At 65.9% G+C, this 16,788-nt stretch carries 16 protein-coding genes and 1 pseudogene; 9 read left to right on the top strand and 8 right to left on the bottom strand.

Annotated features, from left to right (window positions below):
* Positions 1 to 237: 237 nt before the first annotated feature.
* Positions 238 to 753, top strand: coding sequence for a hypothetical protein (locus ACVTJA_RS12545; RefSeq protein ID WP_465836602.1), 516 nt, complete (start codon positions 238 to 240; stop codon positions 751 to 753).
* Positions 754 to 950: 197 nt separating this feature from the next.
* Here ACVTJA_RS12545 and ACVTJA_RS12540 read toward each other — a convergent pair whose 3' ends face one another.
* From ACVTJA_RS12540 to ACVTJA_RS12530, 3 genes and pseudogenes are all read right to left on the bottom strand, one after another.
* Entirely contained in the window at positions 951 to 1,157 is a 207-nt protein-coding gene (locus ACVTJA_RS12540) for a hypothetical protein (RefSeq protein ID WP_465836601.1), read from the bottom strand.
* A gap of 65 nt (positions 1,158 to 1,222) precedes the next feature.
* Entirely contained in the window at positions 1,223 to 1,873 is a 651-nt protein-coding gene (locus ACVTJA_RS12535) for a TetR/AcrR family transcriptional regulator (protein ID WP_465836600.1), read from the bottom strand.
* 16 nt (positions 1,874 to 1,889) lie between these two features.
* Positions 1,890 to 2,102, bottom strand: a pseudogene (locus tag ACVTJA_RS12530) (IS5/IS1182 family transposase); the annotation flags it as partial.
* 295 nt (positions 2,103 to 2,397) lie between these two features.
* Between ACVTJA_RS12530 and ACVTJA_RS12525 the strand changes: the two are divergent.
* The 3 genes from ACVTJA_RS12525 (at position 2,398) to ACVTJA_RS12515 (ending at position 6,728) form a co-directional block, all read left to right on the top strand.
* On the top strand, positions 2,398 to 4,329 hold the full coding sequence (locus tag ACVTJA_RS12525) for a c-type cytochrome (protein ID WP_465836599.1): 1,932 nt from the start codon (positions 2,398 to 2,400) through the stop codon (positions 4,327 to 4,329).
* 214 nt (positions 4,330 to 4,543) lie between these two features.
* Positions 4,544 to 5,776 carry a DUF6311 domain-containing protein gene (locus tag ACVTJA_RS12520; RefSeq protein WP_465836598.1) on the top strand — a complete coding sequence of 411 codons (1,233 nt, stop codon included), beginning with the start codon at positions 4,544 to 4,546 and terminating at the stop codon, positions 5,774 to 5,776.
* Positions 5,777 to 5,912: 136 nt separating this feature from the next.
* Positions 5,913 to 6,728, top strand: coding sequence for a hypothetical protein (locus ACVTJA_RS12515; RefSeq protein ID WP_465836597.1), 816 nt, complete (start codon positions 5,913 to 5,915; stop codon positions 6,726 to 6,728).
* 109 nt (positions 6,729 to 6,837) lie between these two features.
* On the opposite strand, the gene ACVTJA_RS12510 is transcribed toward ACVTJA_RS12515, so the two are convergent.
* A complete protein-coding gene (locus ACVTJA_RS12510; protein ID WP_465836596.1) occupies positions 6,838 to 7,827 on the bottom strand; it encodes a helix-turn-helix domain-containing protein in 990 nt (329 codons plus the stop codon).
* Between the two features lie 141 nt (positions 7,828 to 7,968).
* Here ACVTJA_RS12510 and ACVTJA_RS12505 point away from each other — a divergent pair, with 141 nt between their 5' ends.
* Positions 7,969 to 8,748 carry an MBL fold metallo-hydrolase gene (locus ACVTJA_RS12505; protein WP_465836595.1) on the top strand — a complete coding sequence of 260 codons (780 nt, stop codon included), beginning with the start codon at positions 7,969 to 7,971 and terminating at the stop codon, positions 8,746 to 8,748.
* A 19-nt stretch (positions 8,749 to 8,767) separates the two neighbouring features.
* Here ACVTJA_RS12505 and ACVTJA_RS12500 read toward each other — a convergent pair whose 3' ends face one another.
* Positions 8,768 to 9,571: a helix-turn-helix transcriptional regulator gene (locus tag ACVTJA_RS12500; RefSeq protein ID WP_465836594.1), complete on the bottom strand. Its 804-nt coding sequence runs from the start codon at positions 9,569 to 9,571 to the stop codon at positions 8,768 to 8,770.
* 89 nt (positions 9,572 to 9,660) lie between these two features.
* On the opposite strand from ACVTJA_RS12500, the gene ACVTJA_RS12495 reads away from it, so the two are divergent.
* Both ACVTJA_RS12495 and ACVTJA_RS12490 read left to right on the top strand, forming a co-directional pair.
* Positions 9,661 to 10,314, top strand: a complete 654-nt coding sequence (locus ACVTJA_RS12495; RefSeq protein WP_465836593.1) for a glutathione S-transferase family protein — start codon at positions 9,661 to 9,663, stop codon at positions 10,312 to 10,314.
* Positions 10,315 to 10,779: 465 nt separating this feature from the next.
* Entirely contained in the window at positions 10,780 to 12,207 is a 1,428-nt protein-coding gene (locus ACVTJA_RS12490; protein WP_465836592.1) for a M57 family metalloprotease, read from the top strand.
* Between the two features lie 61 nt (positions 12,208 to 12,268).
* Here the strand turns inward: ACVTJA_RS12490 and ACVTJA_RS12485 are convergent, their stop codons facing one another.
* A complete protein-coding gene (locus ACVTJA_RS12485) occupies positions 12,269 to 13,168 on the bottom strand; it encodes a LysR family transcriptional regulator (RefSeq protein WP_465836591.1) in 900 nt (299 codons plus the stop codon).
* 72 nt (positions 13,169 to 13,240) lie between these two features.
* Between ACVTJA_RS12485 and ACVTJA_RS12480 the strand changes: the two genes are divergently transcribed.
* A complete protein-coding gene (locus ACVTJA_RS12480; protein WP_465836590.1) occupies positions 13,241 to 14,146 on the top strand; it encodes an aldo/keto reductase family oxidoreductase in 906 nt (301 codons plus the stop codon).
* A 122-nt stretch (positions 14,147 to 14,268) separates the two neighbouring features.
* On the opposite strand, the gene ACVTJA_RS12475 is transcribed toward ACVTJA_RS12480, so the two are convergent.
* Positions 14,269 to 15,021 carry an SDR family oxidoreductase gene (locus tag ACVTJA_RS12475; RefSeq protein WP_465836589.1) on the bottom strand — a complete coding sequence of 251 codons (753 nt, stop codon included), beginning with the start codon at positions 15,019 to 15,021 and terminating at the stop codon, positions 14,269 to 14,271.
* Positions 15,022 to 15,130: 109 nt separating this feature from the next.
* On the opposite strand from ACVTJA_RS12475, the gene ACVTJA_RS12470 reads away from it, so the two are divergent.
* Entirely contained in the window at positions 15,131 to 16,048 is a 918-nt protein-coding gene (locus ACVTJA_RS12470; RefSeq protein ID WP_465836588.1) for an AraC family transcriptional regulator, read from the top strand.
* A gap of 60 nt (positions 16,049 to 16,108) precedes the next feature.
* On the opposite strand, the gene ACVTJA_RS12465 is transcribed toward ACVTJA_RS12470, so the two are convergent.
* On the bottom strand, positions 16,109 to 16,681 hold the full coding sequence (locus ACVTJA_RS12465) for an FAD-dependent oxidoreductase (RefSeq protein WP_465836587.1): 573 nt from the start codon (positions 16,679 to 16,681) through the stop codon (positions 16,109 to 16,111).
* Positions 16,682 to 16,788: the final 107 nt, after the last annotated feature.

Raw genomic sequence — 16,788 nt, 5'->3', positions numbered from 1 at the left:
CTGCCAGCAATGGCGGGGCCTTTTTGTTTTCTACATGGGCCTCGCCGCGGAAGTCGTCGCGGGGCCCGGGTGCTTCTGGCCCTGAACCCCGACAGATTCGCGTCCCACCCCGCCGGAGAGGGCACTCGCCCTCGCCCCGCGGTCCCCTTCCCTACCCTCCACTGAACTGAACGACGCCGGCCCTGCCGCGTGTGGATGGCGCACGCGTGTGGGGCGCCGTGCGTCCCGAGGTGCCCCATGCGCCGTCCCGACCTCATTCCGGACTGCAGCGCCTGTGCTGCCCTGTGCTGCGTCGCCACCTCCTTCGAGCGCTCCGAGGACTTCCCCTTCGACAAGCCGGCGGGGGTGGCTTGTCGATACCTGACGCGCGGGAATCGTTGCTCCATCCACGCCGAGCTCATCTCGCGTGGGTGCCGGGGTTGTGCCGCGTACGACTGCTACGGTGCCGGCCAGCGTGCGACGCGGGCCTTTGCGGCTACGCCCGCACGTCTCCGCAACGAGGCGTTCCTCGTCCTGCGTTGCCTTCACGAGCAACTCTGGCTGCTCACGGAGGCGGCGAAGCTCTGCCCGCCGTCATGCGGCGAGCTGCGCGCGGAGCTCGCCGCGCAGGTCCACATGCTCGACACCCTCTCCCAGGGCGATGTGGCAACACTCCTTGGGAACCAATCGAGCCACCACGAGAAGCGGACGCGCGCGCTTCTATGTCGGGTGGGCAAGGCGCTCGGTGGGAGGCCAGCTTTCAGGGCGGCGTAGTACCTCACCCGGTAGTCATTGAAGAGACCCCAGCTTCCGTACACGACATCCTTACTCCACCGCTTCCAACCGAATCCCCCTCGCTTCGCTCTCTTCGCCGCAAACCGCCTCACCTTGAGCTCGACGTGGTGCTTCACCCTGTCGAGCGCCTGGTACCCCTCTTGGTGCCCTTGGGGCAGCCCCTGCTGGTGCCCCTGCTACAGTCCATGCTGGTGGAGTTCTTCGGCTGCGATTCCCATGGCCACCTCGGTGCTGGGCACTGCGTCGATGACGAGCTGCCTGATTTCTTGGAAGGGCAGATTGCTGACCCGCACGATGTAGCGGATGGCCGCCAGGACGTCGGCCCCTGCGAGTCCTTGCTCGTTGACCAGATGGTCTAGCAGACGCTTCCACAGCCCCTGCAAGTGCTTCTCCAGTCTGGCGAGATCGCGAGCATCTCAGGCGCCCCCCCAAGGGGTGAGTGGGTGGTTCAGCGCAGCGGCAATCCCAGCCGCATTGCCAGGAATGACATCATCACGTCGGCTGCGGCCTGGGTGTATTCGTTCGTCATGCGGCCATGAAGGTAGAAGGACGTACGTAGGCTCGCGGTGCCGAACTCCACCGCCAGCGCTGCGATGTCCGGCGACCCCCGCGGGATGTCGATGCCGCGCGTCGCGAGCAGGCTGCGCGCGAGCGTGCCGAGGCGCGCGATCGTGGATTCGAGCGCGCGAAAGCTCACATCCGAGACCGGCCCGGTCAGCAGGACGACCTGCGCCGCCGGATGCGTGCGGTAGAAATCCGCCGCCGCATGAACCATGCGCGTGATCAATTCCTGCCAGTCCTTGGCCCCCGCGAGGCTTTGGGCATAGCTCGTCAGGTGCGCTTCCAGCGCCCCGAGTTGGCGCTCCGCGAGCTCGTTGAGGAGGGCTTGGGGGGTCGGAAAGAACTTGTAGATCGTCGATCGAGGGTACTCGAGACGTTCCGCCAGCGTCGGGATCGAGAAGGCCGAAAGCCCTGATTCGAGCAGCAGTTCCTCCGCCGCCTGGAGCACGGCATCGACCCGGACCTTGGCGCGCTGCTGCTGCGGCTTGCGCGCCACGAAATCTGGGTTGGGGGCGGAGTGACGCGCATCGTCAGTCATGGCATTTGACTCCATTGCGTTCGTCGCGGACTCGAAGTCGGCGGAGCTGGTTCTTCCACGCCAGGGTTCGCTCGACAACCCAGCGGTGGCGGCCGAGTCGTTCCTTGGACTCGACGCCCGGACGGGCAATACGAGAGGCGATGCGGCGCAGGCGCAGCCCACGGCGGTTCTTCCTCGAAGCATAGGCCTTGTCGCCATGCAGCTTCCCGGGGCGGAGCCGGCGCTGGCCCGAGGGCATCCTCACTCGGAGCACGAAGACGATGGCTTCCAGGGCTGCTCTGTCGTCCGCACGAGGTCGCCCCAGCTTCGCCTGCGACCAGCCCAACCCTGACTCTCGTCAGGGGCTACTAGGCGACAAATGTCGCCTACAGCACTTTCGCGACAAATGTCCCTTTCCGGTACGCGCGGGAAAAGAGCTCATACCCCGCGTGCGACTCGGAAACTGACATCTCCGAGCACGCGCCCACCCGGTCGGACCGAGGCCCCATCCGACCGACCCACAGGATGTCAGGAGGAGGGACGTCATGGCGGCACGTCTGGCTCGAAGCGTTCTCGTCGCGATGTGTTTTGTGAGCGCCGGCATCACACCGGCGGCAGCTCAATCGGACCTGCTCGGCAGCAAACGTGGCGGGCACTACTGGTTCGAGTTCTGTACGGGCAAGTCCGATGCGACGCTCCTACCGCCCGACCCACGGTCACTCGTGACGCCGACGTCGAACAAGAACGTCGTCTTCAACGTGGGGTGGAACTCGTGCATGGACCGGGCTCCGCTGACGTGTGGCGAGCTGCGGTCGAGCAGCGCGGCTGGAGGGCGGCTGCTCGGCGGAAACGGAAGTCCCGATGCCGGCTGGGAGTTCAGCGGCCATTCCGCCTGGAGTCTCTGGTCGATGTCGGCGTCCCAGTACAACGCGCTGTGGCTGAAGTGGGGCCTGCCGTTTCGCCCTTCCGACTTCGACAACCTCGTCGCCGAGCGCTACGGCAGCCCTCTCAGCCCGCAGCGCAATCCGTATCCTCTCCCGTTCGAGGATCCGAACCGCACGAACGGTGGCTCCGGCCAGCTGCCGATGGCACTGACCCAGACACGCAACCCCGACGGCTCGTGGAGCGGACAGATCGGCGTCACGTGTTCGGTCTGTCACAGCGGCCAGGTTGGCAAGGCGGGCGACGGCGCGGGCCTAGGGGCGTTACACGGCACCAACGGCCTCACCGACGTGACCCTGCTCTTGAGCGAGCTCGGCGGCCTCAACCCCGCCTTCACGATCGCCTCCCTGAACCGCATCCGCGGCACGGGTAACATCACCAACTTCCAGCTCTTCGCCCTGCTCACGATCTTCGATCCCGACGGGACGATCCCCGGCGTCTTCCTCAATCCGGAGATCTGGGCGGCCGGCTCGACCGGCACGGAAGACCCGCCGAACTGGTGGAACCTCGGGCACCGGCCGGTGAAGTTCTACGACGCCGGTATGAGCAGCGACGCCACGCGCATCGAGCTCTCGTGGTACATGCCGGGCGCCGCAACACCGAACTACCAGGACGGCTACGACTGGATCCTCAACAACGAGTACCAGGCGAACACCTGGATGCTCGGTCTGAAGTCGCCGGCCTACCCTCTGCCGGTCAACACGGAGCTCGCGGAGCAGGGGTCGATCCTGTTCCACACGCTCGATCTGTGGGCAGCGAACCGCGACAACCCGGTCGTGAAGCCGCAGCAGGCCGGCAACGGCTCGTGCGCGAGCTGCCATGGAGCCTACGCGCCGCGCTACGTGAACGATCCGAACTTCCTCGCCAATCCCTTGTTCGAGGGCATGGCGGCCAACCTCACGCCGATCGACGTCATCGACACCGATGACGCCCGAATGCTTGCCAACGACGGAGCCATCGAGACCCAGGCCAGGTACAGCTTCTTCGGGTACGAAGGTCAGGATGGGTGCGCCGACAAGTACAACATGATCGGCTATCTCGCGCAGCCTCTCTACGGTATCTGGGCGTCCGCCCCCTACTTCCACAACGGCTCGGTGCCCGACCTCTGGAGCTTGCTCAAGTCGTCGGACCGCCCGCGGATCTGGCGTCGCAAGTCGAAGTCGCCGAGGTTCGGCGTCGTGATGGGATTCGAGACCGACCTCGCGAAGGCCTATGACCAGACCAAGGTCGGGTGGAAGTACGACACGATTCCGTGCAGCCACCTGACCTTCTCGCCATTCAACCACTGCAATCCATGGGATCCGAACGAGACGCCGCTCATCGAGAGCGGGCTGTCGCTGCTGTACGGCAACGGCGCGCTGGCCTGGAACCTCCTCGGCAGCATCGTGGCCCCGAGTTTCTCGAACTCGGATATCGAGGATCGCAAGATCTACAACACCCGGATGTTCAGCCAGTCGAACTCGGGCCACACGTTCACCGACGTGCTGACCGATGCGGAGCGCACCGCGCTGATCGAGTACATGAAGACGTTGTGAGCCCTACGCTGGAGCGTGGCGGGGATTCGCTCGCCACGCTCCGGCACACCCATCGACGCCAGGCGGGGAGGTGCCTGATTCGGGGGCCGCTTCACAGAAGGAAGGACAGGAGCCCTCTTGGGCGTAGCGGGCAGGAGCAGAGGGGGGAGGTAAGGGACGCTGACGGGGAGCACTCGTCCACCGCATCGCTCATGACACGCTCTGCGCGCATTGGATGCTCCTGGCGCTGTTCTGGCTGTATCTGCGCGCCTGTCCAGAGAGGGCCTGTGTCCGGCGCACCCTCCTGTGGACCTTGGGCATCAACGTGCTGGCCGCGGGCGTCCACCCCTACCTGGCCGTCATGACCTTCGCCCTCACCGTGGCAATCATCATCAAGCTGCAGGCCCTGGACGGACTGCTCACCCGACTGGAGGCGCTGGGCGCGTTCACTGGGACGGGGTTGGCGGTGGCTGGCACCTTCATTCTCTTTGGGTACATCGGCGGGTCCGTGCGGATACGCGGCTCGGGCTTCTCTGTCTTTTCCGCCAACCTGCTCACGTTCATCATTCCCTTTGGCCAGTCCCGGTGGATGCCGGAGATTCCGGCCGCATTCGGCCAGACGGAAGGCTTTGGCTATCTGGGATTCGGAATGATTCTGCTGGCGCTCGCGAGTCTGGTGAGCGCACGTTTCGGAGCGCGAGAGCCCATCCGCTGGCGGCCATCATGGCCCCTGCTGGTTGCAACCCTGGGAGTGACCTGCCTTGCTTTTTCCGCCAAATGGAGGCTGGGCACCATGGTCGTGCTCTCCTTCACGGGGCTGGCCAACAAGTTGGCATGGCTGCTGGAGCCGTTTCGTGCCTCGGGGCGGTTCATCTGGGTGGCGCACTACCTTCTCGTGGCGGCCATCGTGGGCCTGTGCGTGCGAACCTGGAGAGCCCGGCCCCTGGTGGCCACAGGGCTCTTGCTCGCAACGCTGGGGGTCCAGGTCCTGGACTCGGCGGTGATTTGGCAGGAGTCCGCCTTCTTCCCTGGGCGTCGGTGGGCTCGGCTGCGCCACGAGGCTTGGAATGCCTTGGACTCTTCGTATCGCCATCTCGCGCTCTATCCTTTTCCCCTTCACCCGGACTTCCGCACCCCGAAGTGCGAGCCGCAGGAGTATCCCTTCCCGTACGTGGTGCTGCTCTCGGACCTCGCCTACCGCCGGCACCTCACCATCAATGCCGCGTACCTGGCGCGCGAGGATGTCGGCAAGAACCAGGCGGCCTGTGAGGACTTTACCGCTGCCGGCCACGCCGGGAGATTCGCGCGCGACACTGTCTACATCGTCCAGCCTCAAGCGCTTTCGGCCTTCCTCCGCCCCGAGGCAGGCATGGTTTGCGGCCTCCTCGAGGAACAGCACGTCTGCGTGGCAGCGGAGCCTCCCAGCCCCTTTCGGGATCAACTCCTCGCGCAGCAAGCTGGGCGCTGAGCGCAGGCATTCTCTCCACAGCTGTCATTGACGGGACGACCGCACGGTGCCGTATGTGCGTATTCCGGCCGAAGCCAATCACCGGGATGACGACGCTGGTGGGGGCTACGCCAGTTGTTCCTGAGAATCGCCTCCGGTGGCGCAGCGCCGCCAGAATCCACCGATACTCGCCACCATGGTCACTGCAACGAAGAAGCCCACGAAAACCACGAAGAGCTTCGCGGCGCTCGTGCGCAAGCACGTAGAATCCGCGGCACCGTTGTACGAGTTCATCGAGGCCAGCGGCGGCTCGGGTCCGATTGTGACGTTCGAGCGTCGGTCGTCGATGCATCCGCGTCTTCGCGAGCAGGTCGCGTTTCAGAAGGGGCTGCACGGCTCCGACTGGTTTCGCGTCAACCTGTTTCCGAGCTTTCTCGCGGCCGGCGCTGGCGGAAAGGAATTCGAGCACACGGTCTCCGAGGGCAAGGCCACGGGGCCCGACGTTCGGTGGAGCAACACCGCGGAGCTCGAGGCAGCGCTGGAGAAAGAGTGCCTGATGCTCGAGACTGCGGCGTCCGCGTTCTTCGAGCCCTTCGAGCGGGCGTACGCAGGCTACGAAGCGCTCTTCGGGCAGCTCGTTCGGCACTACGCGGAGTGGTTGAAGGCCACCGGCTCGACGCTGGCCCCACACGATTTCGCAACCAGCGACGATGGAAGGTCGCCCGCGTTCGACGCATGGAAGACGAGCCTCGAGAAGAAGGAGCTGCTCTCGGGGTTGCCCGGCGATCTCGAGACCGCGCTGTGGCGCTTCTGGAACGGCGGCCGTCCGATGCGTCGAGAGGACTACCAACAAGACGACTACTACGACTGCACGAAGTGCAAAGCATTCACCTCGTTCGCACGAGGAAGGCTGGTGAAGGGCGAGGACCCGGTCGTCGGCGAGTACTTCGAGTTCGTGTGCAAGAAGCACTGACGGCCGTGAACGCAGCGTCACGGGGAATTGTGCCTACCCAAGACTCGGTGGTTGCGTCATGCGCGCGTCAAGGTCCTCCTGCGCGGCCTTCACGAATGTGGATGTCGGCTCAGCGGCCCTTCATGTTGCCGAAGGCCTGTCGGTAACGGACCGGCGTCATGCCCGTCACCTGCCTGAACGCGCGATGCAGGCTGCTCTCATTGAGATAGCCCAACCGCTCGCCAATGACCTTCAGGGGCTCCATCGTGGTGGTCAGGGCCTCGCTCACCTGACGCAGCTTGACCAGGCGCAGCCATGCGCCCGCTGAGAGCCCGGTGTGCGCCTCGAGTCTCCGGCGCAGGGTGCGTGGTGATACCGCGCAGTGCTCAGCGACAGCGGTCAGGCTCAGCTCCGATGCTGGAATGGACTGGGCGTATACCAGCAGTTGTTGCAACCCGTCGGACTGCTGCGCCATCAGCTCCACCGGGCGGAACGCAGGATGCGATGCCGGGGGCCGAGGCAGCATCAGCAAGTGCTCGACGTCACGCATCACGTCAGGGCTGACCCATTGTGCCAGTTGCTGCGTGACGAGGAGCAGGTGTCCCTGCGCACCTGCCGCGGTGATGGCCCCGCGGTCGCTCACCAGCGGCTCGGCGAAGCGCCAGCGCACGCGGCCAAAGCGCCGCTGCAAGAGTTGCTGGAACCACCACGTTCCCGTGGCGGCCTTTCCGTCCAGCAGGCCTGCCGCGGCGGCGAGCGCGACCCCCGCGCAGTACCCCCACAGCGTATGCCCCGCCGCGGCCTGGCGGAGCGCCGTGATGAGTTTGTCCTGACGTCCGAGCATGCTCTCGATGTCGGCCTCGGATTCAGTCCAGAACCCGGGCACCAGACACACGTCACACGGATTCCCGGTAAGGGACTGCTGGGGCCGCAGCGCCAGCCCGTCTTCGGTGACGATGGGCTGAAGCGTCAGGCCGAGCCACACCACTTCACAGACCCTGCGCCCCGACCGTCGATTCACGGCACGCACCAGGTCCGCGGTGGCCAGCAGACCGGCGGGCATGCAGCCCGGGTAGAGCAGAAGACCAATCCGCCGGGGGCGCGGGCGCGAGGACGTCACGGGCACATGCCTCCCAGCATGACTCGACAGGTCGCCATCGATGTCACGAAGCGCAAAGTTGTTGTCACTTCCTGCCATTGTGCCGTGAGGCCTGCCCGGGCACAAATGCACGGCAGCTCCACCCGTGCCTTGAGGCCCCCCATGCACATCACCCAATTGCGCAACGCCACCGTGGTGCTCGGATTCGAGAGCGGCGGGCGTCCGGTGAACCTGCTCGTAGACCCCATGCTGGCGCCGCGCGCCGCGCTCCCCTCGTTGAAATGGCTCACCGGGACACGGCGCCGCAATCCGCTCGTGGACCTGCCCCCGCAGGGCGACCAGGTGCTGGCCTCGGTGACACACGCACTCATCACCCATTGTCAGCGGGGGCACTTCGACCACCTGGACCGGGCCGGGAAGCACTTCCTGCGCGAGCGCCACATCCCCGTGTTCTGCACGCCCCATGATGCGCCGTACCTGCGCGCACGCGGCCTGGATGCCAGGCCGCTGAGCGCCCTGGTGCGCGCCCCCTTCTTCCATGGCCACATCTCCACCATTCCCTGCGTTCATGGCATGGGGTGGGTGGGTCGCTTGATGGAGCACGGCGTGGGCTACTTCATTGAGCTCCCCGGTGAGCCCACCGTCTACATCGCGGGCGATACGCTGCTGACCGACGCGGTGCGCACCTGCATGACGCAGCAGAAGCCCGACATTGCAATCGTGCCCGCGGGAGGCGCGCGCTTCGACATGGGCGGCGACATCCTGATGAACGGAGAAGACGCACTGGAGCTGGCCCGCCTCTCAACGGGCCGCGTGCTTGCAAATCACCTGGAGGCATTGGACCACTGTCCCACCACGCGAGAGGAGCTTCGCGCGGCGGCGCAGCACGCGGGGCTGGCGCACAAGCTGCTCGTCCCGGATGACGGCGAGCGGTACCAGTAACTTCACCTGTGCCTTGTGTCTACTCGGCAAGCTCGCGGATGAGCTGTTCGACCCCACGCGCGGAAGCGTCATCCACCGGCGACAAGACAAACATGCTGAGGCCGTCGCTGTCGTCGACGGAAAGCACGGTCGTCTCGAACACGAGCTCGCCGACCTTCGGGCGGACGAGTCGCCTGTACTTCACTCCGTGCGTGCTCAGCTCATTCTCGGCCCACAGCCGGCGAAACTCCTCGCTCGTCTCCATCAACTCGTCGACGAGCGCGGCAGCTTCTTCGGATGCTCCCGCACGCTCGATGTCGACGCGAAACGCGGCGAGGCACGTGCGGCGCATGTCATCGCCATGCGGCAGGAACGTGGCGGCCTCGGGATGGAAGACCCGGCGCAGCATGTTGCGGTCACGCTCGGGAACCGCGGCGTAATCGCCGATGACCGCCACGGCGGCGCGATTCCACGCGACGATTTGAAACGTCGGCGTCTTCACCAACGCGGGCACGTGCAGGTTGTCGAGCACCCGCTGCAGCGCCGGCGTGACCTCGGCGGGTGGCATGGGGCGCCGCGGTGGCGGACGCTGGTGAGCGAGCAGGAACAGCATCTCGCGATTCGTGTCGTCGAGCTCGAGTGCGCGAGCGAGGCGTTCGAGCACGTCGTCGGACGGCACGCCGCCGCGACCTTGTTCGAGCCACGTGTACCAGGTGACGCTCACACCAGCGCGCGCCGCGACTTCTTCGCGACGAAGTCCCGGAGTGCGACGCCGCCCGGTCGATTCGGGGTGAAGCCGCTCTCGGCGAGCGCGGAGGAATTCGGGGAGGGTGGTAGTCGCCATACCGGTATGCGGACACGCCTTTTTCAGCGGATTCGCGCAGCCTACGGTTCCGGCATGACCACGACAATGCTTCGGGCAAGGGAGCGCGTATGCTGACGGTGCATCATCTCGGACGTTCGCAATCGGAGCGCATCGTCTGGCTCTGTGAGGAGCTTGGGCTCGACTATGAGCTGAAGCGCTATCAGCGCCGGGCCGACAACCGGCTGGCTCCGCCGGAATACAAGGCGCTTCATCCGATGGGCACGGCGCCGGTCCTCACCGACGGCGACCTCGTCCTCGGGGAATCCGGGGCGATCTGCGAGTATCTCATCCAGGCCCATGGCAATGGCCGGCTCGCCGTGAAGCGTGGCGAATCTGGTTTCACCGACTATCTCTACTGGTTCCACTTCGCCAACGGGACGCTGCAACCGGTCGTCTTGCAGGTGAGGTATCTGGAGCGCGTCGACCCTTCGGACACGAACGCGCTGCTGCAGGCGGCCAGGGAGCGGTTCAGGCTGGTGTTCTCGACCCTGGAGCAGCGGCTGGGGGAGGCGCCCTATCTGGCCGGCGACGAGTTGACGGCGGCGGATATCATGACCGTGTTCTCGCTGACCACGATGCGGCTGTTCAAGCCATATGACCTCTCACCCTGGCCGAACATCCTGGCCTATCTGCAACGCGTCGGCGCGCGGCCGGCCTACCGTCGGGCGATGCAGAAGGCCGATCCGGATTTGACGCCGGTACTGGGAGCCGTCCCGGAATGAACGAGGGGCCATGCTGAATCAGAGGCACTCCCGTGTGGCCTCCGCGTCGCCCGCGGCGAAGCGAACGCCCCCCCTCACCGGTACGCCGCAGGAAGTCACCCGGTGTGCTCCCGATGAGCTTCCGTAAGTCGGCAATCAGGTGCGCCTGGTCGTAGTAGCCCCCTGGCGGATGCCGCAAGGCAGCTCGGTCGAATCGAATCCAAGTAGGCGGTGCCCTCTGTCGAAGCCCCTACCCGGCCCGATATTCCTTCCCTAAATCTAGGGATAGGAATGCTCCGCGATTGCGCGCAGGATGCGCACCAACAACTCCAGCCCTCAGGCACTGCGTCTTTGCAAGCTCAACTCGGGCAAAGTCAGACTGAATGTGTCTCTCGAATGTGACTCGGATGCAGATCCACACACTTGCCAGGAGATACGCCCATGGCGACGAGGACGACTGTATTCGCATTGGTCTGTAGCGCATGGATGTTCGGCTGCAGTGCCGTTCCAGGAACCTCGGATGATACGCAGGAGATCATCGGCAATCTCGTGGAGGCGGGGTTCCCGGCCAGCGACCTCGAAGTCGTCGATGGCGTCGTCTACGTTGGAGGTGACGCTGCCGTGAGCCTTCAGGCCTCCCGCGAGATGCGCCAGAGGGACAAGGGCAGCCAGGAGCAGTACCGCACGACCAACCTCATCAGCACCTCCGTGAGGAAGATCTGCGTCAACCCCACCTCCACGTTCAACAGCTACAGCCGGCTGAGCCAGGGCCTTGACCTGGCCATCCAGAACTACAACCGGTTGGGCCTCACCTTCACCCTGGCGCGTGGCCCCACCACCGGCTGCAACGCCAACATCACCGCGACCACCACCTCGGGCACCGGTGGCTCCTCGGGCTTCCCCTCCGGCGGCAACCCCTACGGCACCATCAGCATCGGCACGTCCCTGCAGAGCTACAGCGTGGACGTGAGCAAGCACGTCATCACGCACGAGCTCGGTCACACCCTCGGCCTCCGTCACTCGGACTACTACAACCGCGCCATCAGCTGCGGCGGCACGGCGACCAATGAGGGCACCGCGGGCGTGGGCGCCATCCTCATCCCCGGCACGCCGAGCACGGCCACGGTGGGCGGCTCCATCATGAACTCCTGCACCCCGTCGAGCACGACGGGGGAATTCACGAAGAGCGATGTCGCGGCATTGAGCGCTCTTTACTTTGGAGCGCAGCCTGTGCCCTGGCTGTCGATGACCGGAGTCTCGGGTGGCGCGGGCGCCTTCCAGTATTGGAGTCTCGAGGTCCCCGCCGGCAAGTCGCAGGTGACGTTCAAGATCAGCGACGGCACGGGTGACGTGGACCTCTACGCCAGATTCGGCGCGCCGCCGACGATGGCGACTTACGACTGTCGTCCGAACCTCAGCGGCAACAACGAGACCTGCACGTTCACGCTGCCGCAGGCAGGCACGTACCATGTCGGCCTTTACGGGTACTCGGCGTACTCGGGAGTCAGCCTGACCGGCACGTACGACGATCCGCCCATTTGCCCGCCCTGGCCCTGGCCCTGGCGCTGGCCCATTCCCGTGGTCCCGCCGCCTCCGCCCCCTCCCCCCTGGGACCCGATCATCAACATCGCTGACAGCTTCGTCGGCCACTTCAATTACTGGACGGTCGACGTACCTTCAGGCCAATCGGTGTTGAAGTTCACGCTCAGCGACGGCACGGGTGACGCGGACCTCTACGTCAACTTCGGCACGGCTCCGACGACGACGACCTACCAATGTCGTCCGTACCTCAGTGACAACAACGAGACCTGCACGTTGACGGCGCCGGCGGCGGGCAGGTACTACGTCGGCCTCCGCGCGTACTCGGCGTACTCAGGCGCCACTTTGACGACTACGTACACGGCCGGGCCGTAGGCTCGAGACGCGGTGTAGATGTTGAAGTGGAGTTGACCCGCGGAGCCGGGGCAGCTCCACTTCAGGGCTGCATCGCTCTGACGAAGTCAATGAACGCACGCAGCGGCGTCGGGAGGTGGTGACGGCCAGGGTAGTAGAGAAACGGCCCAGGGAAGCTCGGCCACCATGATTCGAGCACGGGTTCGAGTTCGCCTCGGTCGATGAAGGGACGAAGCCAATCCTCGAAGTCGTAGATGATGCCGGTGCCAGCCACGGCCGCAGCCACTGCAAGGTCGGTGGTCGTGCCAAGGCCGACAATCAGCGGGCCCTTCGGCTCGACGCTGAGCGTCTCTCCGTCGCATTCGAATTCCCACGCATGCAGCGGGCCACTCGTAAACCGCCCCCCCAGGCAATCATGGTCCAGTAGCTCGCGCGGATGTTTGGGGCGCCCACGACGAGCGAGGTATGCGGGCGAGGCGGCTGCCGCGAATCGCTGGACGCGAGGACCGATTGGAACAGCCACCATGTCCTGCGCGAGCCGCTCTCCGTAGCGGATGCCAGCGTCATAGCCCTCGGCCACCACGTCGACGAGGCGCTCCTCGGCAATCACCTCCAGGCAGATGTCGGGGTACTTCGCGAGGAACGGCGGCACGATGCGCGGCAGCACGAGCCGCGCTGCCGCGATTGGTACGTTGAGCCGCAGGCGTCCCGCGGGTCGGTCGCGGAAGTCGTTGACCACGTCCAACGCCGAGCGCACCTCGCTGAGCGCAGGCGCGAGCCGCTCGAGCAGCCGAGCCCCTGCGTCCGTCAGCGTCACGCTGCGCGTGGTTCGATGGAGCAACCGGACGCCGAGCCGCGCTTCCAGCCGGCGGACAGCGTCTCCCATGCGCGAAGCGCTGCTGTCCGCCACGCGAGCAGCGCTGCGGAATCCGCCCTCGCGAGCGACCGTCAAGAATGCCGTGAGATCAGCGAGCTCATCCATCACTGTGCGGATTTTCGCACGACCTGTGCGGAGTGCCACCGGTAGTCGCGCAGTGCTCCCTTGCGTAGAGGAGTGGGCAACCTCGCTCAACAAAGGACCTTCGCCGTGACCCACAGTCACATCTCAGGCAGCTATCGCATCGGCACACACACCGTTCGCCGCGTGGGCTACGGCGCAATGCAGCTCGCCGGCCCCGGCGTCTTCGGTCCGCCCAAGGACCGCAAGGCGGCGGTCGCTGTGCTGCGAGAGGCCATCGCCCAGGGTGTCGACCATCTCGACACCAGTGACATCTACGGTCCCCACGTGACCAACCAGCTCATCCGTGAGGCGCTGCACCCGTATCGCGACGGTCTGCTGATCGCCACAAAGGTCGGAGCGGTGCGCGGTCCCAACGGTTCGTGGGAGCCTGCGTTCTCCACCGCTGACCTCGAGCGCGCGGTCCACGACAACCTGCGCAACCTCGGGCTCGATGTGCTCGATGTCGTGAACTTCCGTGCGATGTTCAGCGTCGAGGGCCCGGCTGAAGGCTCCATCGAGGCGCCGCTCACCGCGCTCGCTGAGCTTCAGCAGCGCGGCCTCATCCGCCACATCGGATTGAGCAACGTCACGCCGACGCAGGTCGCCGAGGGTCGCAAGATCGCCGAAATCGTCTGCGTGCAGAACCACTACAACCTGACGCACCGGCGTGACGACGCACTGATCGACCAGCTCGCCGCCAGGGGGACGGCCTACGTGCCGTACTTCCCGCTGGGCGGGTTCACGCCACTGCAGTCGAGCGCGCTGAACGACGTGGCCGCGCGGCTGGGCGCGACACCGATGCAGGTTGCGCTGGCCTGGCTCCTGCACCGGTCCCCCAACCTGCTTCTCATCCCGGGCACGTCGTCAGTCACCCACCTCAGGGAAAACCTCGCAAGTGCCGCGCTCACCCTGAGCGCTGAGGACATGGACCTCTTGAACCGTCTTGCCGAGCGGACCTGACCTCGGCTCGTCCCCGAAGACGCCTTGAGCGCGCTTTGCTCTGGCGTGTCATTCGGCGGAGCTGCGCGCGGCGCTCGCCGCGTGCATTGGGACCGCCCGACTCCGAGTTGGAATGACCGATTCTACGCCGTCCGGGCCAGCGCCACCGCGTCAGGTCCCGCGGGGAAGCGAAGCGTCCCTGACGCGTCGTTCGCGGCATGCCAGACTGCCTCGGCCACGTCGGACGCGCGCGTCACCGTGGCTGGCTGTCCGAACGAAGCGAAGATGCGCTGGGCGAAGGGCGCATACGGTTCGGGGAACAGCCCTTCCATGCGGGAGCTGCCGTTGCTCGTGAAGCGGGTATCCGGGCAATAGCCCGGCTCGACGAGCTTCACTCGAAGGTTGAAGGGCTCGAGCTCGAACGCGAGCGACTCGGTGAACCCTTCAATGGCGACCTTGCTTGCGGTGTAGACGGCCACCAGTGGCATCGGGGCCAGCGTCGCGCTGGAGGTCACGTTCACAATCACTCCCGACTTGCGCGCACGAAGCCCCGGCAGCACCGCCTGCGTCATCGCCATGACACCGAAGACGTTGGTCTCGAACACCTCACGGACCGTGGCCATCGGCGTGGCCTCGAAGGCCCCCATCAGCCCGATGCCCGCGTTGTTGACGAGCACATCGATGGGCCCGCTCTCCTTCAGCGCGGCAGCGATGCTCTCGGGCTTCGTCACGTCGAGCGACACCAGGCGCAACCGGTCCGAACGAGGGAGGACATCCTCACGCGGCGTTCGCATGGTTGCGACCACGTTCCAGCCCTGGGCATGAAAGTGGCGTGCGGTCTCGAGTCCGTAGCCGGAGGAGCACCCCGTGATGAGCACCGTCTTCACTGCCTTCATATGTCGGCTCCTTGCCGCGATTCGCGCGGCGTCGATGTTCTGAAGGTACCGTCGGCATTGAAGACGCTCTACCATGGGGAGTCCGTATTTCTTCTGTTGGAGTCCAGCCATGACGGACCCTCTTTCGGAAATCATCGCGCTGCTTCAGCCAAGAGCTGTCTTCTCGAAGGGCATCAGCGGAGCAGGCTCCTGGGGTGTTCGTTACTCGGACTTCGGCCAGCCGAGCTTCTGTGCCGTGCTCGAAGGGCGCTGCCGGCTGGCTGTCGACGGCCAGCCGCCCCTCACGCTCGAGGCGGGCGATTTCGTACTTCTGCCGGCAACGCCGGGCTTCACCATCTCGGGCTTCGAGCCGGTGACGCCCGAGCGCGTCGACCCCAAGGTGGCCCCCGCCCCCAAAGGCGAAGTGCGCCACGGCAGGCGTGGCGGCCGCCCGGATGTGCGCCTGCTCGGCGGTTACTTCGTCTTCGACTCGCCTGACGCAGCGCTGATGGTGTCGTTGCTCCCAGCCCTGGTGCACGTCCGCGGAGTGGAGCGGCTCGCCACGCTGGTACGCCTTGTCGGCGACGAAACGAGCGAAGAGCGCTCGGGCCGCGACCTCGTGTTGACGCGTCTCGTGGAGTTGCTGCTCATCGAGGCGCTGCGGTCAACGTCGAGCGACGACACACCTCCGGGGCTCCTGCGCGGACTGGCGGATGCGCGGCTCGCACCTGCGATACGGCAGATGCACCGCCACATCACGCGTCCATGGACCGTGGCGCAGCTCGCGAAGAGCGCGGCGCTCTCACGCTCGGCGTTCTTCCAGCGCTTCACGCGCACCGTGGGCCTGCCCCCGATGGAGTACCTGCTGGACTGGCGGATGGCCGTCGCGAGGGGACTGCTTCGCAGCCAGGAGCTCAGCATCACCGAAGTGGCCGAGCGCGTTGGCTACAGCTCGGCAAGCACCTTCACCATGGCGTTCAGCAGGCACGTGGGCCAGCCTCCAGGGCGCTTTGCGCGTGCGAGCTGGAACGGTCCTCATCGCCGTTGAGTCGAATGATTCAGGACCGCTCGCCGGGTGCGCCTTTCTCCGCGGTCGTGTCGATTGCGGTCAGGGCGACGTGCTCTGCCGCAAGGGCGCGGGCGAGGTCGGTGCGGAGCCTCCGGTAAACAGGTTGAGCAGCCCGTACGGCGCGTTGTCATCGTTGAAGCAGAGCGCGTGGATTTTCGCGGCCTCGACGGCTGCGTTCGCGCTCCGGATGAACATGGCGTCCTCGTACTCGGCGAGCGCGGCTTCGAGGTCGCCTCGGTGCGCGGCAATGGCCTTCCCGAGCTCGGCGCCGTCGTACATCGCGAAGTTGGCGCCCTCACCGTCGGGTGGGTTCAGATGCGCGGCGTCGCCCAGAAGAGTCACACCGGGCACGCGCTCCCACCGATGTCCGGGCGGGAGCGCATGGACCTTCCGGAGGACGGGGGCTGTCTCACCGTCGGTAATCAGCGCGGTGAGCTCTGGCGCCCAGCCGTCGAACTCCGCCGCGACTCGAGCCTTCGCCGCCTTCGGGTCGGCGAAGTCGATGCCTGCGATCCACTCCTGCGGCCGGGTGAGCGCGACGTAGGTGTGCAGGACGCCGTGGGGCTCGCGGTGGGCGACGATACCCTTAACGAGCCGTCGAGCAGTGCCCACCGACTCGGCCGCAAGCGCCTGAGCATGGCCTGACGCAGCGCGCGGGCTGTGTTTCACTGGTACGTGATTTACTTGATATTCGTGTTGCACTTGAAATTCGATTTTAA

The organism is Pyxidicoccus sp. M6, assembly GCF_055568925.1.
Note: the sequence above shows the minus strand (reverse complement) of the source record. Positions and strands in the feature narration are given on the sequence as shown.

Bases quoted from the DNA above. Each gene is read 5' to 3' on its own strand.
- ACVTJA_RS12485 (WP_465836591.1), bottom strand. From the start codon at position 13,168: ATGGATGAGCTCGCTGATCTCACGGCATTCTTGACGGTCGCTCGCGAG.
- ACVTJA_RS12535 (WP_465836600.1), bottom strand. From the start codon at position 1,873: ATGACTGACGATGCGCGTCACTCCGCCCCCAACCCAGATTTCGTGGCG.
- ACVTJA_RS12495 (WP_465836593.1), top strand. From the start codon at position 9,661: ATGCTGACGGTGCATCATCTCGGACGTTCGCAATCGGAGCGCATCGTC.
- ACVTJA_RS12520 (WP_465836598.1), top strand. From the start codon at position 4,544: ATGCTCCTGGCGCTGTTCTGGCTGTATCTGCGCGCCTGTCCAGAGAGG.
- ACVTJA_RS12500 (WP_465836594.1), bottom strand. From the start codon at position 9,571: ATGGCGACTACCACCCTCCCCGAATTCCTCCGCGCTCGCCGAGAGCGG.
- ACVTJA_RS12545 (WP_465836602.1), top strand. From the start codon at position 238: ATGCGCCGTCCCGACCTCATTCCGGACTGCAGCGCCTGTGCTGCCCTG.
- ACVTJA_RS12505 (WP_465836595.1), top strand. From the start codon at position 7,969: ATGCACATCACCCAATTGCGCAACGCCACCGTGGTGCTCGGATTCGAG.
- ACVTJA_RS12525 (WP_465836599.1), top strand. From the start codon at position 2,398: ATGGCGGCACGTCTGGCTCGAAGCGTTCTCGTCGCGATGTGTTTTGTG.
- ACVTJA_RS12475 (WP_465836589.1), bottom strand. From the start codon at position 15,021: ATGAAGGCAGTGAAGACGGTGCTCATCACGGGGTGCTCCTCCGGCTAC.
- ACVTJA_RS12490 (WP_465836592.1), top strand. From the start codon at position 10,780: ATGTTCGGCTGCAGTGCCGTTCCAGGAACCTCGGATGATACGCAGGAG.
- ACVTJA_RS12470 (WP_465836588.1), top strand. From the start codon at position 15,131: ATGACGGACCCTCTTTCGGAAATCATCGCGCTGCTTCAGCCAAGAGCT.